At 63.8% G+C, this 24,146-nt stretch carries 24 protein-coding genes; 8 read left to right on the top strand and 16 right to left on the bottom strand.

Going from position 1 to position 24,146, the window contains the following annotated elements; translation table 11 throughout:
• Position 1: 1 nt before the first annotated feature.
• A complete protein-coding gene (locus tag AC1RRE_RS10410) occupies positions 2–1,288 on the bottom strand; it encodes a GTP cyclohydrolase II (RefSeq protein WP_492981061.1) in 1,287 nt (428 codons plus the stop codon).
• Positions 1,285–2,832 carry an acyl-CoA carboxylase subunit beta gene (locus tag AC1RRE_RS10405; protein WP_492981060.1) on the bottom strand — a complete coding sequence of 516 codons (1,548 nt, stop codon included), beginning with the start codon at positions 2,830–2,832 and terminating at the stop codon, positions 1,285–1,287. Before AC1RRE_RS10405 ends, AC1RRE_RS10410 begins: the two co-directional genes overlap by 4 nt.
• A gap of 197 nt (positions 2,833–3,029) precedes the next feature.
• Here AC1RRE_RS10405 and AC1RRE_RS10400 point away from each other — a divergent pair, with 197 nt between their 5' ends.
• On the top strand, positions 3,030–3,479 hold the full coding sequence (locus tag AC1RRE_RS10400) for a carboxymuconolactone decarboxylase family protein (protein WP_492981059.1): 450 nt from the start codon (positions 3,030–3,032) through the stop codon (positions 3,477–3,479).
• A 1-nt stretch (position 3,480) separates the two neighbouring features.
• On the opposite strand, the gene AC1RRE_RS10395 is transcribed toward AC1RRE_RS10400, so the two are convergent.
• The 8 genes from AC1RRE_RS10395 to AC1RRE_RS10360 form a co-directional block, all read right to left on the bottom strand.
• Positions 3,481–3,903, bottom strand: coding sequence for a PaaI family thioesterase (locus AC1RRE_RS10395; protein WP_492981058.1), 423 nt, complete (start codon positions 3,901–3,903; stop codon positions 3,481–3,483).
• The gene (locus AC1RRE_RS10390) at positions 3,900–4,487 is read right to left on the bottom strand and encodes a TetR/AcrR family transcriptional regulator (RefSeq protein ID WP_492981056.1); all 588 of its coding nucleotides are present in this window, start codon (positions 4,485–4,487) and stop codon (positions 3,900–3,902) included. Before AC1RRE_RS10390 ends, AC1RRE_RS10395 begins: the two co-directional genes overlap by 4 nt.
• Before the next feature lie 75 nt (positions 4,488–4,562).
• Entirely contained in the window at positions 4,563–5,345 is a 783-nt protein-coding gene (locus tag AC1RRE_RS10385) for an SDR family oxidoreductase (RefSeq protein ID WP_492981055.1), read from the bottom strand.
• A 53-nt stretch (positions 5,346–5,398) separates the two neighbouring features.
• Positions 5,399–6,631, bottom strand: a complete 1,233-nt coding sequence (locus AC1RRE_RS10380) for a Zn-dependent hydrolase (protein WP_492981054.1) — start codon at positions 6,629–6,631, stop codon at positions 5,399–5,401.
• A gap of 57 nt (positions 6,632–6,688) precedes the next feature.
• Positions 6,689–7,468 carry an SDR family NAD(P)-dependent oxidoreductase gene (locus tag AC1RRE_RS10375; RefSeq protein WP_492981053.1) on the bottom strand — a complete coding sequence of 260 codons (780 nt, stop codon included), beginning with the start codon at positions 7,466–7,468 and terminating at the stop codon, positions 6,689–6,691.
• The gene (locus AC1RRE_RS10370) at positions 7,449–8,570 is read right to left on the bottom strand and encodes a CaiB/BaiF CoA transferase family protein (RefSeq protein ID WP_492981052.1); all 1,122 of its coding nucleotides are present in this window, start codon (positions 8,568–8,570) and stop codon (positions 7,449–7,451) included. Before AC1RRE_RS10370 ends, AC1RRE_RS10375 begins: the two co-directional genes overlap by 20 nt.
• Entirely contained in the window at positions 8,567–8,959 is a 393-nt protein-coding gene (locus tag AC1RRE_RS10365; protein WP_492981051.1) for a rhodanese-like domain-containing protein, read from the bottom strand. The genes AC1RRE_RS10370 and AC1RRE_RS10365 overlap by 4 nt, the downstream gene beginning before the upstream one ends.
• A gap of 30 nt (positions 8,960–8,989) precedes the next feature.
• Entirely contained in the window at positions 8,990–10,117 is a 1,128-nt protein-coding gene (locus tag AC1RRE_RS10360; RefSeq protein WP_492981050.1) for a hypothetical protein, read from the bottom strand.
• A gap of 120 nt (positions 10,118–10,237) precedes the next feature.
• On the opposite strand from AC1RRE_RS10360, the gene AC1RRE_RS10355 reads away from it, so the two are divergent.
• Positions 10,238–11,110 carry a transglycosylase SLT domain-containing protein gene (locus AC1RRE_RS10355; RefSeq protein WP_492981049.1) on the top strand — a complete coding sequence of 291 codons (873 nt, stop codon included), beginning with the start codon at positions 10,238–10,240 and terminating at the stop codon, positions 11,108–11,110.
• Between the two features lie 64 nt (positions 11,111–11,174).
• On the opposite strand, the gene AC1RRE_RS10350 is transcribed toward AC1RRE_RS10355, so the two are convergent.
• The 3 genes from AC1RRE_RS10350 to AC1RRE_RS10340 form a co-directional block, all read right to left on the bottom strand.
• Positions 11,175–12,113 (bottom strand): 2-hydroxyacid dehydrogenase, encoded by a 939-nt coding sequence (locus tag AC1RRE_RS10350; protein ID WP_492981048.1) that lies wholly within the window; start codon positions 12,111–12,113, stop codon positions 11,175–11,177.
• Between the two features lie 104 nt (positions 12,114–12,217).
• On the bottom strand, positions 12,218–13,348 hold the full coding sequence (locus AC1RRE_RS10345) for a helix-turn-helix transcriptional regulator (RefSeq protein WP_492981047.1): 1,131 nt from the start codon (positions 13,346–13,348) through the stop codon (positions 12,218–12,220).
• 351 nt (positions 13,349–13,699) lie between these two features.
• On the bottom strand, positions 13,700–14,833 hold the full coding sequence (locus AC1RRE_RS10340; RefSeq protein WP_492981046.1) for a helix-turn-helix transcriptional regulator: 1,134 nt from the start codon (positions 14,831–14,833) through the stop codon (positions 13,700–13,702).
• 154 nt (positions 14,834–14,987) lie between these two features.
• Here AC1RRE_RS10340 and AC1RRE_RS10335 point away from each other — a divergent pair, with 154 nt between their 5' ends.
• Positions 14,988–15,536, top strand: coding sequence for a PAS domain-containing protein (locus tag AC1RRE_RS10335; RefSeq protein WP_492981045.1), 549 nt, complete (start codon positions 14,988–14,990; stop codon positions 15,534–15,536).
• A 12-nt stretch (positions 15,537–15,548) separates the two neighbouring features.
• Here the strand turns inward: AC1RRE_RS10335 and AC1RRE_RS10330 are convergent, their stop codons facing one another.
• Positions 15,549–16,601 carry a glycosyltransferase family 4 protein gene (locus tag AC1RRE_RS10330; RefSeq protein ID WP_492981044.1) on the bottom strand — a complete coding sequence of 351 codons (1,053 nt, stop codon included), beginning with the start codon at positions 16,599–16,601 and terminating at the stop codon, positions 15,549–15,551.
• Between the two features lie 228 nt (positions 16,602–16,829).
• Here AC1RRE_RS10330 and AC1RRE_RS10325 point away from each other — a divergent pair, with 228 nt between their 5' ends.
• The 4 genes from AC1RRE_RS10325 to AC1RRE_RS10310 are packed head-to-tail and all read left to right on the top strand — an operon-like array spanning position 16,830 to position 20,638.
• Positions 16,830–17,912 (top strand): polyamine ABC transporter substrate-binding protein, encoded by a 1,083-nt coding sequence (locus AC1RRE_RS10325; RefSeq protein ID WP_492981043.1) that lies wholly within the window; start codon positions 16,830–16,832, stop codon positions 17,910–17,912.
• 4 nt (positions 17,913–17,916) lie between these two features.
• A complete protein-coding gene (locus tag AC1RRE_RS10320; protein WP_492981042.1) occupies positions 17,917–18,981 on the top strand; it encodes an ABC transporter ATP-binding protein in 1,065 nt (354 codons plus the stop codon).
• Positions 18,981–19,853 carry an ABC transporter permease gene (locus AC1RRE_RS10315; RefSeq protein WP_492981041.1) on the top strand — a complete coding sequence of 291 codons (873 nt, stop codon included), beginning with the start codon at positions 18,981–18,983 and terminating at the stop codon, positions 19,851–19,853. The genes AC1RRE_RS10320 and AC1RRE_RS10315 overlap by 1 nt, the downstream gene beginning before the upstream one ends.
• Complete coding sequence (locus AC1RRE_RS10310) at positions 19,853–20,638, top strand: ABC transporter permease (protein ID WP_492981040.1); 786 nt, start codon at positions 19,853–19,855, stop codon at positions 20,636–20,638. Before AC1RRE_RS10315 ends, AC1RRE_RS10310 begins: the two co-directional genes overlap by 1 nt.
• On the opposite strand, the gene cobD is transcribed toward AC1RRE_RS10310, so the two are convergent.
• Entirely contained in the window at positions 20,628–21,677 is a 1,050-nt protein-coding gene (cobD, locus tag AC1RRE_RS10305) for a threonine-phosphate decarboxylase CobD (protein ID WP_492981039.1), read from the bottom strand. The two genes, AC1RRE_RS10310 and cobD, sit on opposite strands and share 11 nt — an antisense overlap.
• On the opposite strand from cobD, the gene cbiB reads away from it, so the two are divergent.
• Positions 21,676–22,698 carry an adenosylcobinamide-phosphate synthase CbiB gene (gene cbiB / locus AC1RRE_RS10300; RefSeq protein ID WP_492981038.1) on the top strand — a complete coding sequence of 341 codons (1,023 nt, stop codon included), beginning with the start codon at positions 21,676–21,678 and terminating at the stop codon, positions 22,696–22,698. The two genes, cobD and cbiB, sit on opposite strands and share 2 nt — an antisense overlap.
• Here the strand turns inward: cbiB and AC1RRE_RS10295 are convergent.
• A complete protein-coding gene (locus AC1RRE_RS10295; protein ID WP_492981037.1) occupies positions 22,682–24,142 on the bottom strand; it encodes a cobyric acid synthase in 1,461 nt (486 codons plus the stop codon). The genes cbiB and AC1RRE_RS10295 overlap by 17 nt on opposite strands.
• Positions 24,143–24,146: the final 4 nt, after the last annotated feature.

Here is a 24,146-nt window from a genome sequence, read left to right as displayed (position 1 = left end):
CTTACTCTTCCAGACCGCGGCCCTTGGCCTTCTTCAGTTCATCGGCATCTGGCACCTTGTCGGTGAAATAGCCGGCCGCCTTTTTGGCATCCATCTCCACCCGCGCATCGGCGGGGATCAGCTCGTCGGGGATCGGCACGCGTTCGACCACCTGGATGCCGCTGTTGACGATGGGGTCGTATTTCATGTTGCTCATCGAGACCAGGCGGTCGATGCGGCTGATGCCCAGCCAGTGGAGAACATCCGGCATCAACTCCTGGAAGCGCATGTCCTGCACGCCAGCCACGCATTCGGTGCGCTGGAAATAGGTCTCGGCGCGGTCGCCCGATTCCTGGCGCTTGCGCGCGTTGTAGACCAGGAACTTGGTCACCTCGCCGAGCGCGCGGCCTTCCTTGCGGTTATAGACGATGACACCGACGCCGCCCTGCTGCGCTTCCTCGATGCAGACTTCGATGCCATGCGCGAGATAGGGCCTGCAGGTGCAGATGTCGGACCCGAACACATCCGAGCCGTTGCATTCATCATGGATGCGGCAGGCGATCTTGGTCGCGGGCTTGCCCAGCTTGGCCACGTCGCCGAACAGATAGATGGTCATGCCGCCGATCGGCGGCAGGAAGACCTTGAGATCGGGACGCGTCACCAGTTCGGGGAACATGCCGCCGGTCTGCTCGAACAGGCCGCGCCGCAGTTCGGTCTCGGTGATGTTGAAGCGCTTGGCCACGCCGGGCAGATACCAGACCGGCTCGACCGCCACCTTGGTCACCTTCACATCGCCGTTGGAGGCGAGGATATGACCATCGGGCTTGATGCGGCCGGCGCGCACGGCGTCGTGCAGTTCCGGCATGTTGATATGCGCCTTGGTGACCGCGATGGTCGGGCGCACGTCCCAGTCCGCCTTGATCTGCTCGGCGAAGACCTGGCTGGTGATATGGCCCCAGGGATCGAGCGAGACGATCTTCTCCGGATCGGCCCATTGCGGGAACGGACCCAGCGGCTCGGCCGGCGCGGTGTTGGTCAGGTCAGGCTTGTGCTCGGCCTTGAGCTGACCAGAGGCAACAGCCAGCGCGCGATAGAGCGAGTAAGCACCGGAATGCGTGCCGATGGCATTCTTGCCACCGGGATTCTTGAGCGTCGCCACCAGCGGGCCGCGCTGCTGCGGGTCGGCCGCGCCCCACTCCACCGGCAGCGGCTTGCCGCTGGCCGTGGTGCTGGGATGCGAGGTCAGCACGATGGACTTCGGCGCCGCCTTCTTTTCATTCGGGATATTCGGAATATCAGTGGTGCTCATGGTCTGTACCCGAAGCTTGATGGTCCAGTCTTACGTAAAGGGGCTGCAAGATTGGCGAACTCGCACAGCAGCGGCCGCGTGTCGCGCGGATCGATGATCTCCTCGACTAGGAAAGCTTCCGCCGTGCGGAACGGCGAGCGCACCTGGTTCAGTCTCTCTTCGATCTGTTTCAGCAATGCGGCGGGATCGTCGGCCTTTTCCAGGTCGGCGCGATAGGCCGCCTCGATGCCGCCTTCCAGCGGCAGGCTGCCCCAGTCGCCCGATGGCCATGCATAACGGTAGCGCAGGCGCGCGTGATTGGAATGGCCCGCACCCGCCACACCAAATGCCTTGCGCAGGATGATCGAGCACCAGGGTACGCTGGCCTGATAGACGGCGGCGAGCGCGCGGGCGCCATGACGGATGGTGCCGCTCTGCTCGGCTTCCGGACCGATCAGGAAACCCGGGATGTCGACGAAATGCACGACCGGCAGATGGAAGGTCTCGGCCAGATCGACAAAGCGCATGATCTTGTGCGCGGCATCGGCAGTCCAGCCGCCGCCATAGTGATAGGGATCGCTGGCGAGAATGGCGACCGGCCAGCCGTCCAGCCGCGCCAGACCCGTCACCACCGAGCGGCCATACATGCGGCCCATCTCGAAAAAGCTGCCGTCATCGACGACGGAGTCGAGAATCTCGCGGATCTTGTAGACGCGACGGCGGTCGCGCGGCACCACGGAGATCAGTTTCTCCTCGCGGCGGTTGACGTCATCCTGCGACATGATGCGCGCGGGCAGCTCATGCACCGACTGCGGCAGATACGAGAGGAAACGCCGCGCGGCCTCGAAGGCTTCGGCTTCGGTCGCGACGGCCAGATCGACCGCGCCGGCGCGGGTGTGGATGTCGACGCCGCCGAGTTCTTCCTTGGTCATGGTGACGCCAGTGCGCGCCACGACAGGCGGCCCGGCGATGAACATCTGCGAGATGCCCTCGACCATCACCGAGAAATGGCTGCTGACTGTTCTGGCTGCGCCGAGGCCGGCGACCGAACCCAGCGCCAACGCCACCACCGGCACGGTGGAGAGATTGTTGACCAGATGCTCCCAGCCCGGCATCAGCGGGACATAGGTACGGCCTTCCATCTCCAGCGACTTGACCGACCCGCCGCCGCCGGTGCCATCCACCAGCCGCACCATCGGAATCCGCAGCTCATGGGCCATCTGCTCGGCATGGACCTGCTTCTGCCAGATCGCGGCATCGGCAGCACCGCCGCGCACGGTGAAGTCGTCGCCGCCGACCACCATGGGCCGGTTATCGATGCGGCCACGGCCGAAAATGAAATTGGCGGGGCTGAATTCCTGCAGGGTGCCGTCGGCGTCGTAGCGCGCGCGGCCGGCGATGGCGCCGATCTCGTGGAAGGAACCGGGGTCGAGCAACTGGTCGATGCGTTCGCGCACCGTCAGCTTGCCACCATCATGCTGGCGCTTGATCTTGTCGGGGCCGCCCATCTGGCGAGCCATCTCTTCGCGTCGCCGCAGTTCGGCGATCTCGGCTTCCCAGCTCATTATTCAGGCCTCTTGGCACTGGAAAGCGATGGAGTGTAACGCTGTGCCGGAGGGTGCACAACGGCCTCAAAAGGGGCGTGCCGGGACCTTAACGCCGCGGCAGCCGGGCGGGCGGGCAAAAAACCGCCCCCGGCCTGTCACAGGACCGCACCCTGCCCCGTCTATGAGATGTGAAGACCACAAACTGGAGAAAAACGATGACTCCCCGTCTGAATGCCCCCTTCAAGTCGATCCCCGAAGGCCTCAAGGCCATGATGGCGCTGGAAGCCAGCTTCGGCAGCAGCACGCTGGAACTGAGCCTGCGTGAGCTGGTGAAACTGCGCGCCTCGCAGATCAACGGCTGCGCCTTCTGCATCCACATGCACACCACCGATGCCCGCAAGAACGGCGAGACCGAGATGCGGCTGTACATGCTGAACGCCTGGCGTGAAAGCCCGCTCTATAACGAGCGTGAACGCGCCGCACTGGCCTGGACGGAATCCCTCACCCGCCTCGCCGAAACCGGTGCACCGGATTCAGACTACGCGCTGGTGAAGGCCGCCTTCACCGAGGCCGAGCAGGTGCAGCTCACGCTGCTGATCGGTGCGATCAATGTATGGAACCGGCTGCAGGTCGGCTTCCGCGCCGCGCATCCGGTCGAGAAGTAAGTTAAACCCGGGCGATCGTGGCCAGTGCCGTGGCCACGATCTTCTCCTCGCCATCCTTGATGACGAAGACATCGGCGCGAGTGACGGCCTGGCGCTTGCCGGCCTTGATCACCGTGCCGACGGCGGTCAGCTTATCCCCCAGCGCCGGGGCCAGCAGGTTGAGCTTGTATTCCGACGTCACCACGTCGCCGACGACGGATGCCGCCGCCCAGGCACAGACCGTATCGGCCATGTAGCCGAGGATGGCGCCATGGACGAAACCGTGGTGCTGCTTCATCTCGGGCCGGACATCGATCTCCACCTTGACCCGGCCGGGTTCAAGGTCGAGCACACGGGTGCCGACCCAACTGGTGAAGGTGCTGATCGAGATCACATGGTCCAGCCGCGCGCGATCGAGCAGCAGGGTCGGCTTATCATCACTCATTTGAAACTCCGTTGCATGAGTTTGCCGACGCGGCGCAGCGGCTCGGCCGAATGCTGGGTCCGGGCCAGGATGATCGCGCCTTCCAGTGCGGCGACCGCCCAGAGCGCCAGATCGCTGGCCTCCTTCACGGATTTTCCGTCACGGCGCAGCTGATCGGCCAACAGGTCGGCCCAGGCCTGGTAGCCGGCCTGGCAGGCGAGCCGCAGGGGTTCGACGAAGGCACCAGTCTCGACCGCCACGATGGTGAGTGGCGAACCGTCCTTGAACTGCGACTCTTCCATCCAGCCGGCGATGCGCTCGACCAGCACATGAATGGCGGCGGCGGCCGAGCCGCTTTGCGCCATCTCGTCCTTCAGCGTGGCGAGAAAGCAGTCCGAGGCCCAGGTGACAGCGGCAGCCGCAAGCTGTTCCTTGCCTTCGGGAAAATAGTGATAGAGCGAGCCCTTCGGCGCGCCACTTTTCTCGACGATCTCGTTCAGCCCCACGGCAGCATAGCCGCGCCGCGACATCAGCTTGGCCGTCATGACGACGAAGCGGTCACGTGCCGTGACGGGTTTTTTCGCCGCTGACAGGGTCTTACTCATAACTCGATTATATAGACTGGTCTAGTTGGCGCAAGACCAAAAAGAAAGGAGGCCGAAGCCCCCTTCCCTGAATACTTAGAAACTGCCCGGATAGTTGCCGCCGTCCAGCAGCACGTTCTGGCCGGTCATATAGGCCGCCTGTATCGAGCACAGGAAGGCGCAGACCTGGCCGAACTCCTCCGCCGTGCCGAAGCGACCGGCCGGAACGGTGGCAGCCTGCTTGATCAGTTCCGCTTCCAGCTCGGCACCTTCGGTCTTGCTGGCGGCACCGATGGTGGTCTTGAGGCGATCCGTGAGGAAGCGGCCCGGCAGCAGGTTGTTGATGGTGATGCCGTCCTTGGCCACCTGCTTCGACATGCCGGCGATGAAGCCATGCAGGCCCGAGCGCGCGCCGTTGGAGAGGCCGAGCACCGGGATCGGTGCCTTCACCGAGCTGGAGGTGATGTTGACAATGCGGCCCCATTTGCGCGCCGCCATCTTGTCGACCACCGCCTTGGCCAGCAGGATCGGCGTGATCATGTTGGCGTCCAGCGCCTTGATCCAATGTTCGCGATCCCAGTCGCGGAAGCTGCCCGGCGGCGGCCCGCCGGCATTGTTGACCAGGATGTCGACCTCACCAGCGGCCGCCAGCGCTTCGGCGCGGCCGGCATCGGTGGTGATGTCACCCGCCACCGTCTTCACGGTGACGCCCGGGGCGGCTTCGCGGATTTTCTTGGCCGCCGCTTCCAGCGTCTCGGCGCCGCGCGCGGTGATGGTGACGTTCACGCCTTCCTTGGCCAGCGCCAGCGCCGAACCAAAACCGAGGCCCTTGCTCGCCGCGCAGACCAGCGCGTTGCGGCCTTTGATACCGAAATCCATGTTTCACTCCCTATGTCATCGGACGGAATACAACCGTCCTAGACATAGCGCGCTCAGGCGGCGTGTTCCAGCATCGCGCGCAGCAGCACATTGCAGCCCGCCGCAAGGTCCTCCGGCGCGGCGGTTTCGACCTCGTTATGACTGATGCCGTCGGCGCAAGGCACGAAGACCATGGCGGTGGGCGCCACGCGATTGATATAGCCGGCGTCATGCCCGGCGCCCGAGGTGATGTCGCGCCAGGCGTAGCCGCAATCCTGCGCCGCCTTGCGCACCGCCGAGATACACCCCTCGTCATAATGCGTGGCCGGCGAATGCCAGATCTCCTTGCATTCGACCGTGAGCCCGAGCGGCGCACAGACCTCGGCGCAGGCGGCGTGGAGCGTCTCCGTCATTTTCGCCAGCACGTCGTCGAAGGGATGGCGCAGGTCGACGCTGAAGAACACCTCGCCCGGAATGGTGTTGCGCGAGTTCGGCATCACCTTCACCAGACCCACGGTGGTGACTGCCGGCGCGTTATCCAGCGCAATCTGGTGCACGCGCTCCACGATCCGCGCGCAGCCGAGCATGGCATCCTTACGGCGCGGCATCGGCGTGGTGCCGGCATGGCTTTCGCTGCCAGTGATGGTGACCTCGAACCAGCGCATGCCCTGAATACCCTGCACGACGCCGATGGTTTTCGCTTCGGCTTCCAGGATCGGACCCTGTTCGATATGCGCCTCGAAAAAGGCCTTGAACTTGCGGCCACCGACCGGCAGATCGCCGAAATAGCCGATGCGCTTCAGCTCCTCGCCGATGGTCTTGCCATCCAGGTCGGCGCGGCTCAGGCCATACTCTTCGGTGAACACGCCGGCGAAGACGCCGGACGCCACCATGGCCGGCGCGAAGCGTGAGCCTTCCTCGTTGGTCCAGACCGACACTTCCACCGGCGCTTCGGTCTCAAACTTGTGGTCGTTGAGGGTGCGGATCACTTCCAGGCCAGCCAGCACACCATAGACGCCATCGAACTTGCCACCGGTCGGCTGGGTGTCGAGATGGCTGCCGGTCACCACCGGTGGCAGGTCGTTATTCTTTCCCGGCCGGCGCGCGAAGATGTTGCCCATGCGGTCGACGCTGATGGTGCAGCCGGCATCCTTGCACCATTGGACGAACAGATCGCGGCCCTGCTTGTCGAGGTCGGTCAGAGCAAGACGCGCGCAGCCACCCTTGGGCGTGCCGCCGATCTTGGCCATCTCCATCAGGCTGTCCCACAGACGGTCCTGATTAACCCGGATATTGCTCTCGACCATCGCTTACTCCTCACGGACGGAAAGCATAAGAAAATGCAAGGAGCGTGCCGCGCCTGATTACTGCGCGGTCATGCCGCCATCCACCATCAATTCGCTGCCGGTGGTGAAGCTCGCGTCATCGCTGGCGAGATAGAGAATGGCCTTCGCCACCTCCTCCACCGTGCCCATGCGGCCAATCGGATGCAGGCGTTCGAGGAACTTGCGGGCCTTCTCGGGTTCGCCCATCTGCGCCATGTGTTCCCGCACCAGCGGGGTGTCAACATAGGCAGGGTGCACAGAATTTACGCGGATATTCCAGCGGCCATAGGCGGCCTCCATGGCCAGCGCCTTGGTGAACAGCGTCACCGCACCCTTGGAGGCGCAATAGGCGCTGACGTCCGGCGCACCGGTCTTGCCGAAGACGGAGGCGATATTGACGATGGAGCCGCCGCCATCGGGCTTGCCTGCCGCGACCTGCCGCATCAGCGGGATGGCATGCTTGCAGCCAAGGAACACGCCGTCGGAATTCACCGCCTGCACACGCCGCCATTCCTCCAGTGTCATCTCGGTCACCTTGCGGCTCAACCCGATGCCGGCATTGTTGACCAACACATCCAGTCGCCCTTCGTGATCGCCGATATCGGTGATCACCGTCTCCCACTCCGCCTCCAGCGTCACATCCAGCGGCCGGAAGCGCGCCTGCGACCCGAGTGCCGCCGCCGCTGCCATACCGTCGTCGGTATTGCGATCCGTGAGGATGACATGTGCGCCTTCAGTAACGAACAGCGTCGCCGTGGCCCTGCCGAAACCCGACGCGGCTCCAGTGATCAGCGCAACCTTATTCGCCAGACGCGCCATGCTTCACGCCCCAATCGTTGAGAGCCGCCTCGCCACCCTCGCCCCGCGTGGGCGGCTTGCGGGCAATTTTCCCCGGCGTGCGTGAGAAGCGCGGCGCCGGCGCAGGCTGCAGCACGTCGTCAGGCGACACAAAGGTCTGCCGCGCTGCCATATGTTTGTGCTTCGGCGCCTCTTCCAGGCTCAGCACCGGCGCAAAGCAGATGTCGCTGCCTTCCATCAGGGCGCACCAGTCGTCGCGCGTCTTCGTCTTGAACGTCGCGGCAATGGACGCACGCAAGCTCGACCAGCGCTTACGGTCATGCTGTTTGGGCAGGATCGCCGGATCGAGGCCCAGCACCTTGATCAGGTCGGCGTAGAATTTTCCTTCGATCGAACCGATGGCGACGAAGCCGCCGTCGCTGCATTCATAGGTGTCATACCAGGGCGCACCGGTATCCAGCATGTTGGCGCCACGCATGTCGCTCCACAATCCCGCGCCCTTCATGCCGTAGAACATGGTCATCAGCGAGGCCGCGCCATCGACCATGGCGGCATCGACAACCTGCCCCTTGCCCGACTGCTGACGCTCGAACAGCGCCGCCAGAATGCCCATGGCCAGGTACAGCGAGCCGCCGCCGAAATCGCCGACCAGATTGAGCGGCGGCACCGGTTTGCCATCCTTGTGGCCGATGGCATGCAGCGCACCGGTCAACGCGATGTAGTTGATGTCATGACCAGCGGCCATGGCCATCGGGCCGTCCTGGCCCCAGCCGGTCATGCGGCCGTAGATCAGCTGCGGATTGCGCTGCTGCGCCACATCCGGCCCGAGACCCAGGCGTTCCATCACGCCGGGGCGAAAGCCTTCGATCACCACATCGGCCTTGCTCATCAAGTCGAGCATGAGCGCAATCGCCTTCGGATCCTTCAGGTCGAGCGCCAGCGAACGCTTGCCGCGCCCGAGCAGTTCGTATTTCGGCTCGATCGGCAGGCCGAGATCGACATCGCCGGTGCGGTCGATGCGCAGCACATCCGCGCCCAGATCGGCCAGCAGCATGCCGCAGAAGGGCACCGGCCCAATCGCCGGCATCTCGATGACCTTCAGGCCAGTGAGCGGCCCGCTCATTTCTTGGTCCATTCGCTGGTAGGCAGGCCGAGCTTCTTCCATTCGCCAAAGCCGCCGTCGATATGCGCAAGCTTCTTGATGCCCATATCCTTGGCGGTCTTGGTCGCCAGCGCCGAGCGCAGGCCGCCCGCGCAATAGAAGACGAAGGTCTTGTCCTCGGCGAAAATCTTCTTGTGATACGGGCTTTCCGGATCGATCCAGAATTCCAGCATGCCGCGCGTCGCGTGATAGGAACCCGGGATCAGGCCATCGCGTTCCAGCTCGCGCGGATCGCGGATATCGACAAAAACGACATCGGGTTTGCCGAGCTGTTCGGCGGCCTGCTGCGGCGTCAGGGTGACGATCTCGGCCAGCGCTTCATCAAGCATGGCCTTGTAGCCTTTGGGCATGGGTTCCTCCGTCTATGGAGGAACTATAGGTCAGCCATCAGACCGAGGCCATGCCCACTGCAGCCAGGTCGCGCTCAGCCTCGGCGGCGCCGGCCACAGCACCGGCTGCCACTCCCAGCCCGCCGCCAGCACCGTATCGCGCACGGCGCGCAGCAGCGGATCTCCGGCCTCGAACAGCAAGGCATTGTTGCGCCAGCGCGCGGGCGGCGGCGGCGGCGCACCAAGCTGTTCGGGCTCTGCCGTGCGGCCAACCAACGGCAACGCTTTGACGACGCTGCGTTCGGCATCGATGATCAGGTCCAGTCCGGCGATCCAGTCGCGGCCGGCCAGCAGGCCGAGATCCTTCTGCAGCAGATCGTCGCTGCGGCCCGACAGGATCAGGCCATCGGGCTTGCGCACGGCACTGAGTTTCAACCCGCCGCCATCCAGGCCGATCAGGCGCAGGCGCAGTTCGCTGACCGGCACTGGCGCGCCCTCGCCCGGACGCATGGCGGTGCGCTCCAGCCATTCGCTGGCCAGGCCCAGATGAACGCCGATCCACAGCACGGCGATCACCATATGGCCCGTGCGGCTGTGCAGCAGGCGCAGCGGGCCGGGGAAGCGACGCGCGCGCAAAGCCGGCGTGGCCTGACGCCGGCGCGACAGCGCGGCGCTGTCGGGGCCGTAGAAGGCAAAGAGCGTATCGCCGATTACCAGCCACTGACCGCGAAGATACCCGCCGCTTTTCTCGGTGGCACCGGCGGTCTGGAACGACATGCCGGCATCGGCATATTCCACGCCGGCGGCGGCGAAGCTGGCAAAACGAAGCTGGGCGGCGCTAGCGGCGGCGTCTTCGGTGCGGAAGCGCGCTGCTATGCAGGCCGTGCCGTCATGAAAGCGCGCCAGCTCGGCCGCCTGCGCCTCGGGGAATAGTGGCCGCACGTCGCGATACTCGCCGGCATGGCGGCCAAAGACTGCCCAGGAATTCATGAAACCGCCATAACGGGTGGCGAGCGCGATGGTGTCGATGCGCAGGCGCCGGGACGCCCAGCGGTCGAACAGCGCGTAGAGCCCGGCCGGCAGCAGCAGGCCGCTGAGCAGAATCAGCAGCAGGACCAGCCAGGGGCCCTGGGCCGCCCAGTCCACGGTCGTCCATCCTGCCGTCAGACGCTCCAGCATCGCTTCTGTTTGCCTGCAAATATTAGTTGAATCAAGGGGATAGAATATCTCAGGGATATTAACGGAATCTTTGCCGCGCTCCGGTTAAAAGCGAAACTCGCTCTTACTATCTGTTGGTCCATGGCCCCCGTCACGCCGTTCCCGCCCTCTTCCGCTGCCCCGCGCGCCGACAGCTATCGCGTCGGCGGCCATAAGGTCAGCTACGAACTGCTCAACACCATGAAGCAGGCGAGCAACCGCACGGGCGTGGACTTTGCCTATCTGGTCGCCCAGGCCGGACAGGAAAGCGGCTTCAAGGCCGATGCCCAGGCCAAGACCAGCTCGGCCCGCGGCCTGTTCCAGTTCATCGAAAGCACCTGGCTCGAGACCGTGCGCGATCATGGCGCCAAGCATGGCCTGGCCGCCGAGGCGCAGAAAATCGTCACCGGCACCGACGGCAAGCCGCGCGTCAGTGACACCGATGCCCGCCGCGACATCCTCTCCTTACGCGACGATCCGCGCGTCGCCTCCGTGATGGCGGCGGAATATGCCCGCAGCAACCAGCAGGTGCTGTCGCGCGAATTCGGCGTCGATGTCAGCAAGGTCGACCTTTATCTCGGCCATTTCCTCGGCGCCAATGGCGCGACGAAATTCCTGGCCGGCCTGAAGAACAATCCGGGCCAGAATGCCGCTGCCCTGCTGCCTGAGGCTGCAGCCGCCAATCAGGGCGTGTTCTACACGGCCGACGGCAAGGCGAAGTCGCTGGGCGACATCTACGCCTCCTTCACCCGCAAGCTGGAAAACAACGCTACCGGCCTCGACACCGTGCCGCTGGACAGTGCACAGGTCGTGGCACGCAGCAGCGGCGGTTCGGGCGCCGTGCAGGCTCATCTGGATGAGCAGCGCCGCGTCATCGACCATGGCGTCAAGATGATGGCGATGGAACTGCTGCACAAGATCATGAGCAACAAGACCCGCCTGATGACCGGCGGCAAGACCGACAGCGACATCTAAGCGCTCAAACGCAAAACAGCCCCGGCTTTCACCGGGGCTGCTTCACATCAAACATCTTCCGATATCAGACCACGCGCGCGATCACCGGCTTGCCGGCGAAATGCGCCGCCAGGTTCTTCAGCACCAGGTCGCCCATGGCCTGTCGGGTCTGATGCGTGGCCGAGCCGACATGCGGCGCCAGCGCCACGTTGTCCAGCTTCCACAGTTCGGACGGCACGTTGGGTTCATCGACAAAGACATCAAGGCCGGCGCCGGCCAGCTTGCCGCCCACCAGCGCCTTCACCAGCGCAGGCTCGTCCACCACGCTGCCGCGCGCAATGTTGACGACATAGCCCTTGGTGCTGAGCGCATCGATCACGGCCTGGTTGACCAGACCCTGCGTTTCCTTGCCGCCCGGGCAGGCGATCATCAAGATGTCGATGTCCTTCGCCATGGCGACCAGGTTGTCATAGTACTTGTAGGGAAGGTCCGCCTTCTTGCGCGGACCGTAATAGGCGATGTTGACGCCGAAGGCTTCGGCACGCTTGGCGATGGCCTGGCCGATGCGGCCCAGACCCAGCACGCCCATCAGCTTGCCGCCCAGCTTGTCGGTCAGCGGGAACTTGTCGGTCGGCCACTTGCCCTGACGCACGAACTGATCCGCCTGCGGGATACGACGCATCATCGCCAGCATCAGCGAGAGTGCGGTATCGGCCACGCATTCGGTCAGCACATCAGGCGTGTTCGCGACGATGATGCCGCGTTCTTTCGCGGCGCCGATATCGATCGGATCGTAGCCGACGCCGAAGCTGGAGATCACCTCCACCTTGGGCAGGGCTTCCATCAGGGCGCGGTTCACGCCCGAACTGGCCGAGGTGACGATGCCGCGCACGCGCGGCGCTACATCCTTCAGTAGCGCATCGCGGTCCTTGGCTTCCCACAGCTTGTGCACGGTGTAATCGCGATCCAGCACCTGCTGGACGGCCGGCATCATGGCGATGGTCTGGACGATTTCGACGGCCATTCGGCTCCTCCCTCACTTATATATGAGTTGGAGCCTAACGAAGCCGCCCTGCCCGGTTCAAGGCGCTGAACCAATTAATCCGGTTGTCCCGGACGATCCTGGCTTCAGTACTTGCCGTCGATCATGCGAACCAGATCGAAATGCCGGCTGATACCCAGCTTCCGATACAGGTTCCGGCGATGCACCTTGATGGTGTTGATGCTGTTGCCCAGCAGGTCGGCGATCTGCTTCGGCGAAACGCCGGCCGCCAGATGGGTGGCGACGCGGATTTCCGCCGGGCTCAGGCCGAACTGGCTGGCCATGCTGTCGTCGATCTCGCTGCCCGAGGTCTGACGCCCGACAATCTGGATCGCCAATTCAATCTCGTCGCCGGCGAAGAAGTACTTGCGCACCGACAGCGGCATGATGTGCAGGCGATAGGGCTGCGCGCCCGAGCGGCGACGGATCGCCAGCGAAACCGCAGGATCCGAAATCTGCGATCGGCCATGCTGCAACAGGGTGTGGATCGCACGCTTCAGGCGGTCGTTATCCTCGGCGAAGTCGGCGACCAGTTCGGTGCCGGTCAACGCCAGGCCGTCTTCCTCGGACAGCAGCGCCGTCGCCTTGGCATTCATTGAATGCACCTTGCCATGGCGGGTGATCAGCACCATGCCGTCGCCGCTGCGGTCGGCAATCATGCGCGAGAAATCGATATGCCGGTCGCGCGCCACCATGGTGTTGCGCAGGCGGAGCATGGTGCGGAAATGCGGGATCATCCGCTCCAGCTCTTCGGTGGTATCCTCGTCGAACTCGCCGCTGCAGGCGCCGCGATTGAGGACGAAGTAGTTAAACTTGTCGGCTGACTTGGCGAAAATGCCGGTGACCAGATAGTGGTGATCGGCGGGCTTGAGGAATTCGTTGATGAAGACGTCGCGCTCACGGCGTTCGCGATCGACCATCTGGGCCGAGGTCATCACCCGGCCGAAGTTGTTTTCCAGCAGCATGATGGGGCGGAATGGGCTGCGGGCTGCGTAATAGCCGGGCACGGCGCTGGCGGTTTCCTGCACGCTCACCCCGCTGGAAATCCGCAGGTTATCGTGGCGCGACATGCCATCCATGGTCGCGACGGTGGCCAGGCTGGCGTTGAACGCCAGCGCCAGTTCACTGAGGAACGGCTTCATCTGCTCGTCATCGACGGCACTCAGATAAAGCTTTTCCAGCAGCCCGGGTGAAATTTCGGCGGTGGTCGAATGCAACGTCAGCCCCCCTGAATCGCATTACAGAGCGCACACATATAAGCCGGATGGAGTATGTTTGATAAGGCGTTTTTATACGAAACGGTCTGTTAAATCCGGACTTCCCGTTGAGGTCGTATACAACCTGAGAAGGTTTAGAGCGGCAGACATCTGCCGAATGACGGCTATCCTCGCGGATTTCCACGCTGTCAGCGATCTACAGCGTGTAAAACACAGCCAAGCTTCGTTAGATCGAAGTTGTTATTTGTCCAGTTCACAAGTTTGCGAGTAGACGCCAGCGCCGCCCGGAAACGCCGTGCCGGGCGCTGAATCCGGGCATGAAGACGAATCAAACGCCTGGTCAAGAGCGGCTCAGAACTTCCCCTCCAGCAGCCGGACGAGATCGAACTGCCGACTGACCCCCAGTTTCCGGTACAGGTTCCGCCGGTGCACCTTGATGGTGTTGACACTGTTGCCCAGCGCTTCCGCAATGCGCTTGGCCGACAGGCCCGAAGCCAGATGCACCGCAATGCGGGCCTCAGACGGACTAAGCCCGAACCGCGCCGCGAAGCTGTCGTCGACCATGTCCTCAATGGCGGGCGGACCGACGATCTGGACCGCCAGTTCAATTCCGTCGTCGCCGTAGAGAAACTTGCGCAGCGACAGCGGCATGATGTGCAGCCGGTACGGCTGCGCCCCCGACCGCCGACGGACCACCAGCGAAACGCCCGGCTCAAGGTTTTGCGGCGAGGACGATACCAGCAACCGGTTGATCGCCGCCCGCAGATGGCTGTTGTCGTCAGGAAACGCCGCTTCCAGTCCTGTCGTCCGGATGCCCAAGCCATCACCTTCCACCAACAGGGCTGCCGCCCGCGCATTCATTGAATGCACCCTGCCATGCCGATCCAGCAAGACGAGACCATCACCGCTGCGATCCGCCATCATATGAGAGAAGTCGATATGACGTTCGCGCGTCACCATGCTGTTGCGGATGCGCAGCATGGTGCGGAAATGCGGGATCAGCGATTGGAGTTCGGTGATGGCGCGGGAATCGAACTCACCGAACTGCCGGCCGCGATTGAGGACAAAATAATTATACTGCTCTCCGTCCTTGGCGAAGACGCCGGTGACGAGGAATTCGTGATCTGTCGGCCGCAGGAACTCGTTGCAGAAGACATCACGCGCGCGCCGCTCCTGCGAAACCATATCAGCCGAGCTCATGACGCGACCGAAGTTGGCCTCCAACGTCATCAGCGGACGGAATGGGCTGCGCACCGCATAGTATTCCGGAACGCCGCTGTCATAGTCGCGACTGTCTGCCCAGCGCGTGATGCGCAAGCTGTCTTGCCGCGACAGGCCATCCATCGTGGCAACCGTTGCCAGGCTCGCATCGTAAGTCGATGCAAGATTGCTGAGAAATGGCGCCAGATTCTCGTCGTCCGCTGCACTGAGATAGAGCTGCTCGAGCAGCTTCTGTACGCTTTTGGTTGTCGAATGCGACATCATGTCCCCCGCATCGCGAGCCCTCAATAATCGGAAGGCTCGAGCCGGGCAAGGCAATTTTCCCGCGTTACGCCTGCATAATTGCAGCATGCTCGCGCATGGCGAGTTGTTCAGGTTGAATCTAATCCCGCGAGATTATTTCGCAGTTTCCAAAGACATGCATGCTGATCTGGCTACAAAAGGTCCAGCAATGCTCGTGAGTCTACCGACACCGGAGACCGAGATTGAAACTGTGCATCGCAGGTCGCGAAGCGCGGATAACGGCACCATATACGTTCAGCATGCGGCGGATATCGGGAACAGTCGGCTGCGAGGGCTTTACGAATTCTGGGATGCCAAGCGAGGCGACCGCATCGCGCCGACCCGCGATGACCTTTCCGTCTTCGATCTGAAGCCCTGGCTCGGGCATCTCATCATTCTCGACAACCTGCACAGCCGGTCCGATATCCGGTTCCGTCTCTACGGCACGAACCTCGTCGATATCTTCGGCTTCGACCTGACCCGCAAGACGGTATTCGAGTCTGCGGTGCTGATCGGCGACCGCCCCCTGATCGAATATGAAGACGTGTCGGAATCGAAGCGGCCGATCCACGTATCCCGCTTCAGCCCATCCATCCGCAACCACCTTCAGTTCGACAAACTGGCCATGCCGCTAATGGTCGGCAACACAGTCGACCAGATTCTGGCAGCCGTCTATCTCTGCTGAGCGGCGCTGGCTTCAGGCGGTGCGGGTCGCCGTTGCCGTGTTCGTCTGCTGCTCCGGCCGCGCCTTCTGCAGCGGCGCGAGGTTGTTCAGGAACTGGTCGGTGCAGGCATCCCAGGAATACTGCAGCGCCAGGGCGCGGCAGGCCTCGGGCGACTTGCCCAGCGCACCTTTGATCGCCACCGCCAGATCCTCGTCCAGGCAGCCGACTTCCGGATGCGGGCCGACGATATCGATGGGCCCGGTGACCGGATAGGCCGCGACCGGCACGCCTGACGCCATCGCCTCCAGCAGCACCAGACCGAAAGTGTCGGTCAGGCTGGGGAAGACGAAGACATCAGCGGCGGCGAAATAGCTGGCCAGATGGCCGTTCTCCAGATATCCGGCAAAGACGGCTTCAGGATACTTGGCGCGATAGCCTTCCAGGTCGGGGCCGATGCCGACCACCAGCTTGGTGCCGTCCAGCTTCAGTTTCAGGAAGGCTTCGATGTTCTTGTCGACCACGACGCGGCCGGCATAAAGGTAGATCGGGCGCGGCAGGTCGAGAATGTCTTTCGAGCGCGGCTTGAAGCGTTCGACATCAACGCCGCGCGACCAGGTGCGCAGGTTCCTGAAGCCATGGTCGCTCAGGCTTTTCGCCAGGCTGTCGGTCGCCACCATCACGCCCGAACCGCTGTTGTGGAACCAGCGCATGAAGGCGTAGCTCCAGCTGAGCGGCAGGCCGCAACGCTCATGGATGTATTCGGGGAACTTGGTGTGATAGGCGGTGGTGAAGATCAGGTTGTTGCGCTTGCAGTATTTGCGCGCCGCCATGCCCAGCGGCCCCTCGGTGGCAATATGGATCGCGTCGGGGGCGAAGGCTTCGATCTGTTTGACCAGGCTGCGGTAAGGCAGGATCGCCAACTCGATCTCGGGATAAGTCGGGCACGGGATGCGGCGGAACTTCTCCGGCCCGATCACCTCGACCACATGCCCACGCTTTTCCAGAACCTCGCGGGTCTTGGTCAGAGTGCGCACCACGCCGTTGACCTGGGGGTGCCATGCATCGGAAACGATCAGAATGCGCATCTCGTGGTCTCTCTTTTCCCTAGGGCGGCGTCTTTTTGACTCGCCGATTCGCTTATTCCATCGCGATTCGATGACAGGGCGATGAAAGCCTGGGGATAAGTCGGAGACATTGATGACGTCTGGATGACAATCCACAGAAGGTTATCGCGGAGCTCTGCGGCTCTGGGATTGCCGCTGCGCATACGGATTGTCATAATCCGGTCATCGAATTCCGGGGGACCATCTGCCATGCGCCTTGCACGTTTCGCCGCCCTTCTCGCCCTCTTCGCCACGCCTGTGCTGGCACAGGGAAAAGTGGTCAACGTCTATAACTGGTCGGACTATATCGACCAGCAGGTGCTGAAGGATTTCGAGGCCGAGACCGGCATCAAGGTGCGCTACGACGTCTATGACTCCAACGACACGCTGGAAAGCAAACTGCTGGCCGGCAAGACCGGCTACGACATTGTAGTGCCGACGCAATACTACATGGCGCGCCAGGTGCAGGCGAAGCTGCTGCGGCCGCTGGACAAGACCAGGATTCCGAACCTGAAAAATCTCGATCCGGCGCTGATGGAGCGTCTGGCGAAATACGATCCGGAGAATAAATACGCCGCCATCTATCTCTGGGGCACCAGCGGCATCGGCCTCAACCCAGACAAGATCAAGCAGCGCATGGCCAACCCGCCCGCCTATTCGCTGAAGATGCTGTTCGATCCCGAAGTGGTGTCTAAATTCGCCGATTGTGGCGTGATGGTGCTGGACGCGCCCGACGAACTGATGACGGCGGCGCTGAAATACCTCGGCCTCGATCCCAATGCCAAGGACACGGCCACGCTGGCCAAGGCCGAGGCCGTGCTGATGAAGGTGCGGCCGCATATCCGCAAGTTCCACTCCTCGCAGTACATCAACGATCTGGCCAATGGCGACGCCTGTCTGGTCTACGGCTTCTCGGGCGACATCCTGCAGGCGCGCACCCGCGCCGAGGAAGCCAAGAAGGGCGTGAAGGTGCAATACCTGCTGCCCAAGGAAGGCGCGCAGCAGTGGTTCGACGTGATGGCCATTCCGGCCGATGCGCCCAACCCCGACAACGCCCATGCCTTCATCAACTACATCCTGCAGCCCAAGGTGATCGCCAAGATCACCAATGCCGTGCAGTATCCCAATGCCGTGCCGGACTCACTCAAGCTGGTCGACAAGGAAGCCATGGCCGACAAGGACGTCTTCCCGACACAGGACATGATCAAGAGCCTGTATACCGTGACGCCCTTCAACCAGGCGGAGCAGCGCGTGCTGACCCGGAGCTGGACCCGCATCAAGGGCGGCAACTGATCCGATGACCTTGTTGCAGGTCGAGGGCGTCAGCAAACACTACGGACACGAGACGGCGGTCGATGTGCTGACCTTGACAGTCGAGCCTGGAGAGTCGCTGGTGCTGCTGGGCCCCAGTGGCTGCGGCAAGTCGACCCTGCTGCGCATGATCGCCGGCCTGGAAACACCGGACAGCGGCCGCATCCTGCTGGATGGGCAGGACATCACGGCGCTGCCGCCGCATAAGCGGCCGGTCAACATGATGTTCCAGTCCTACGCCCTGTTCCCGCATCTCAGCGTGGCCGACAACGTGGCCTTCGGCCTGCGCCGCGAAGGCTTGCCGAAACCGGACATCGAGACGCGCGTTGGCGACGCCATGGCCATACTGGAGATCACCGGCTTCGCGGCCCGCAAGCCGCATCAGCTGTCAGGCGGTCAGCAGCAGCGCGTGGCTCTGGCCCGCGCGCTGGTGAAGCGCCCGCGCCTCCTGCTGCTGGATGAGCCACTGGGCGCGCTGGACAAGCGCCTGCGCCAGCAGACCCAGGCTGAACTGCGCAAACTGAACCGCCAGACCGGCATCGCCTTCGTCTTCGTCACCCATGACAATGACGAGGCCATGGCGCTGGCCGATCGCATCGCCGTGATGGACCATGGCCGCATCCGCCAGATCGACCATCCGCGCCGCATCTATGACCGGCCGGTCGACCGCTTCGTCGCCACGCTGATGAGCGAGACCAACCTGTTCGAGGCCGAGGTTCTGTCCGCCGATGGCGCGGCGCGCTGCGGCAGCCTCAACCTGTGTTTCCGTCCTGAAGGCAAGACGAGTGGCCGGCGGCTGCTGGCCATGCGGATGGAGCAGATCGAGATTTCCCGCGAGCCGGTGCAGGGCAGCGTCAATACAGCAACCGGTGTGATCACCGATATCGACTATATCGGCGACATGACCAGCATCGACGTGACGCTGGCCGACGGCCATGTGATCAAGGCTTCACAGCTCAACGCCATCCATGAGCCGCTGCTGGAGCTGGACCAGACCGTGTGGCTGAGCTGGGATGCCGATGCGCTGGTGCCGCTGCAGGATAAGATCTGATGACTGCACGCCGGTTAGCGCTGCTCGCCCTGCCCGGCCTGTGGCTGCTGGCGCTGGTGGCTGTACCGCTGCTGCTGGTGCTGAAGATCAGCTTTGCCGAGCCGCAGCTGGCCCAGCCGCCCTACACGCCGCTGATCCAGGATGGCGCATGGCTGGCGCAGCTCGGCAACTACGCCATGATCTGGGACGACGCGATCTATACCCGTGCGCTGGGCAACAGCCTGCTCTATGCCGGCATCTCCACGCTCTGCTGCCTGATCCTCGGCCTGGCCATCGCGCGCGCCGTCGACCGCGCGGCCCCGCGCTGGCAGCCGCTGCTGCTCACACTGATGGTGCTGCCCTTCTGGACCTCGCTGCTGATCCGCGTCTATGCCTGGATCGCACTGCTCAAGCCTGAGGGCCTGATCAATGCAGCCCTGCTGGCGCTGGGCGTGATCGACCAGCCGCTGGTGATGGTCAATACCGGTTTCGGCATCGTCATCGGCATGACCTACAGCTACCTGCCCTTCGCCATTCTGCCGATCTATGCCAGCCTCGCCGGCCAGCCCAGGCAGGTCTCGGAAGCCGCCATTGATCTGGGCGCATCGCCTAGCCAAGCCTTCTGGCTGATCACCGTGCCGCTGGCGCGGCCGGGCCTGATCGCCGCTGCGCTGCTGGTGTTCATCCCCACCATGGGCGAATTCGTCATCCCCGACCTGCTGGGCGGATCGGGCACCATCATGCTGGGCCAGACAATCTGGACGGAATTCTTCTCCAACCGCGACTGGACCATGGCGAGTGCGCTGGCTGTGCTGCTCACCGCGCTGCTGCTGGCCCCGGCCATGTGGCTGCAGAAGGTGGAACTGGCCGAAGCAGACCGGAGGATGCGTTGATGCGGCGCTTCACCGGCATCCACATCACGGCGCTGACGCTGGGGCTGGCGTTTCTCTACCTGCCGATCCTTCTGGTGATCGTGTTTTCCTTCAACGCATCCAAGCTGGTCACGGTCTGGGGCGGCTGGTCGTTGCACTGGTACGGCGTTCTGTTCTCCAACCCGGCCTATCTGGAAGCAGCGCTGTTCTCCTTACGCATCGGCGCGCTCTCGGCCACGCTGGCCACCGTGATCGGCACGCTGGGCGCGCTCGCTCTCACCCGGCTCGGGCGTTTCCCCGGCAGAAGTCTGTTCGGCGGCCTGATGCTGGCGCCCATGGTACTGCCCGAGGTCATCCTCGGCGTCAGCTTATTGCTGCTGTTCGTAGCGCTGGATGTCGAACGCGGCCTGCTGACCGTCACCATCGCGCACGCCACCTTCGGCGCGGCTTTCGTGCTCGTCGTCGTGCAGTCCAAGCTGGCGACGCTCAATCCCGATCTGGAGGCAGCGGCCCGCGATCTGGGCGCCGGCCCGGTGCAGGCCTTCCTGCTGGTCACCGTGCCGGGCCTCGCACCGGCGCTGGCCGCCGGCTGGCTGCTGGCCTTCACGCTGTCAGTCGACGATGTGGTGATCTCGTCCTTCGTCAACGGCCCGGGCGCGACCACCCTGCCGATCAAGGTCTACAGCGCCGTGCGGCTGGGCATCTCACCCGAGATCAACGCGATCTCCACCATCATGATCGCCGTGGTGACGATCCTGGTGATCGGCGCCAGCCTGCTGCAGAAGCGGTCGCTCTCTAAAGGCTGAAGTCCTTCAGCACCAGATCGAGGCGACGCCAGAATTCCGCTTCCGGATTGGGCAGGCCGAAGCGCACCCAGTGCGGCTGGTAATCGAACAGGCGGACATGAATGCCCTGCCCGCGCAGCGCCAGCGCGAAACCCGCCGCATCCTCCAGCTTGGCCAGGCGATAGAGCGACGTACCACCCAGCACATGGATGCCGCGATCACGCATCATCTGGTCGAAGCGCCGGGCCCGCGCACGCAGGTCGTCGCGCGTCACCGTCATCCAGGTCGCGTCCTGCAAGGCTGCCGTGCCGATCTGCAAGGCCGGGCCGCTCACGGCCCATGGACCGATGGCTGCCTGCAGCACCGCGATCACCTCCGGATCGCCCAGCACAAAGCCCAGCCGGATGCCGGCCAGACCGAAGACCTTGCCGAAGGAGCGCAATATCAGCAGGTTCGGCAGGCCCGCCGATCCCGCCAGCGATATCTCCGGCATCACATCGGCGAAGGCCTCGTCCACAATCAGCCAGCCGCCGCGCGCACTGAGTTCTGCATGCCAGCGCAGCAGCATCTGCGCCCCCATGGCACGGCCATCGGGGTTGTTGGGATTGACCACGATCAGGATATCCGTGCCGCCCAGCGTGCCGGGCACACCGTCGATTTCGGTGACCGCATGGCCGCACTGGCGCCACATATGGGCATGCTCGCCGTAGGTTGGACCCAGCACCGTCACCCGCGCCTGCGCGAACAGGCGCGGCAGCCACTGGATCGCCGCCTGCGTTCCCGGCACAGCCGTAATACCGGAGCCAGGCGGACAGCCGTATGCGACGCGCGCGGCTTCCAGCAAGCCGGCCAGCGCGGCAGCCGCAGGCAGCCGCGTCCAGACCTCGGGCGTTATCGCCGGCAGCGGCCAGGAAAACGGATTGATGCCGGTGCTGAGGTCCATCCAGTCGCCGGCATAGGCATCGGGCATGGATTTGAGCGCACTCAGGTCGCCGCCATGAACAGGTCCGGTGATACTGGCGTCGTCGGCTGGTTGACGGCTCGGCGGGACCTCGCCCATGGTGACCTCATCGGTTCAACGTTCGGGCGATCTTACGGTGCATCCCGCCGCAATCAACCTCTGGCTCCTGATCCTGGCCTTCGGCATCGAAGCCATGGCCGGCTGGCCGGCCCTCCTGAATCACACAATTCGTCATCCGGTGAGCTGGATCGGCACCTTGATAAGCTGGCTGGAACGGCATTTGAACAATCCGCTCTGGCGCAACAGCACCCGGCAGATGGCGGGCGTCGCCGCGCTGCTGGTCGTGCTGCTGGTCACCGGCATGACGACAGCACTGGTCAGCATGATGCTGCACGGCCTGCCCTATGGCTGGATTATCGAAGCTCTGCTCTGCGCCAGCCTGATCGCCACGCGCAACCTGCATGACCATGTCGCTGCCGTGCTGCGCGGGTTGGAGATCGACGGTCTGGCCGGCGGCCGGCTGGCGGTGGCGCGCATCGTCGGGCGTGATCCCGACAGCCTGGACGAACACGGCATCAGCCGCGCAGCACTGGAAAGCCTGGCCGAGAATTTTTCCGACGGCGTGGTCGCGCCAGCCTTCTGGTTGCTGGTCGGTGGCCTGCCCGGCATCGCGCTCTACAAGGCCATCAACACGGCCGACAGCATGATCGGACACAAGTCGGATCGCTACCGCAAGTTCGGCCGGGCCGCCGCGAGGCTGGACGATCTGGTCAACCTGCCGGCCTCGCGGCTCAGTGCGCTGCTGCTGATCTCCGCCGCAGCCATCCTCCCCCATGCCGATGCGCACAAGGCCTTCGCTGCCGTCGAACAGGATGCCGGCAGGCACAAATCGCCCAATGCCGGCTGGCCCGAGGCCGCCATGGCCGGTGCGCTCGGTTTGAAGCTGGCCGGGCCGCGCCGCTATGGCAGCGAAGGCTGGGTCGATGATCACTGGATGGGTGGTGAAAGCGGTCGCGCCGAGGTCACTGCAATGGATATCCGCCGTGGCCTGCGCCTTTATCTGACGGCTGCCGCCCTTATGGTTGGCATTGCACTGATCGCGGCTATCGCGCTGCTTTAATCAGAGCATCGACATCGAGATGCCGCTCGATGCCATCGGCCAGCGCATCCAGCGCCTGGTCGACGCCGGCCTCATAGTTTCGCACCGTCATATTTTTCCCGCTGAGCTGCGAGAGATAGGCTGATCGGAAGGCATCGCTGGCGAACAGGCCATGCAGATAACAGCCGGCGATCTGGCCATCAGGCTTGGTTGCGCCATCATGCCGGCCGTTCAGTCGCAGCATCGGCCGCGCCGTATCAGGCCCAGCCGTGTTGCCGACATGCATCTCGTAGCCGCGCACGGTCTCGCCGGTGAAACGCTCGAAGCCGCGCGTCTCGATCAGGGTCTTGTCGCCGGTCAGCACGGTGTCGATTTCCAGCAGGCCAAGCCCTTCAATGGATTCCCGCGCACCTTCAATGCCGGCAGGATCGCTGACGCTGCGCCCCAGCATCTGATAGCCACCGCAGATGCCCAGCACCTTGCCGCCGCGCCGCAGATGGCCCTGCAGATCGACATCCCAGCCCTGCGCACGCAGGAATTTCAGGTCGGCGATGGTGGCCTTTGATCCGGGCAGGATCACCAGCGCCGCATCGGGCGGCAGCGGCTGGCCCGGCGTCACGAAGACCAGGCGCACGCCCGGTTCCTGCTTCAGCGGATCGAAGTCGTCGAAATTGGCGATCTGTTTCAGCAATGGTACGGCGATCACGATCTCGCCCGCACTTGCTTCCACTATATCAAGCGCCACGGCATCCTCGGCCGGCAAACGCGCGACCTCGGGCAGGAAGGGCAGCACGCCGAAACTCTGCCAGCCGGTGCGTTGGGTGATGATCTTCAGGCCGTCGTCAAACAGGCTGACATCGCCGCGGAACTTGTTGATCACGTAACCTGACACCATGGCCAGCTCTTCCGGCTCCAGCAGCGCCGCGGTGCCGACCAGCGAGGCGATCACGCCGCCGCGATGGATGTCGCCCACCAGCACCACCGGCACATCGGCCCGGGTGGCAAAACCCATATTGGCGATATCGTTGGCGCGCAGGTTCACCTCGGCCGGCGAGCCCGCGCCTTCGACAATGACGAAATCGGCATCTGCGCGCAGCGTCTCGAAGCTTTCCGACACAAACGGCCAGAGCTCGGCCTTGCGGTCGAGATAGCCCCACCCGTCGCTCTGCGCATAGACCTTGCCCTGCACCACGATCTGCGCGGTGCGCTCGCCCTGGGGTTTGAGCAGCACGGGGTTCATATGCACGCTGGTCGGCACGCCGGCGGCGCGTGCCTGCAATGCCTGGGCCCGGCCGATCTCGCCACCATCGGCAGTGACCGCGGCATTGTTCGACATGTTCTGCGATTTGAACGGCAGTACGCGATGGCCGCGCTTGGCCAGCGCCCGGATTACGCCGGCGCAGAGCACCGACTTGCCGACATCGGAGCCGGTCCCCTGGAACATCAGGCTGCGCGCGCGTTTCATGCAG

Source organism: Ferrovibrio sp. GW821-FHT12D07 (assembly GCF_058807275.1).
This window is presented reverse-complemented; position numbering and strand designations above follow the sequence as displayed.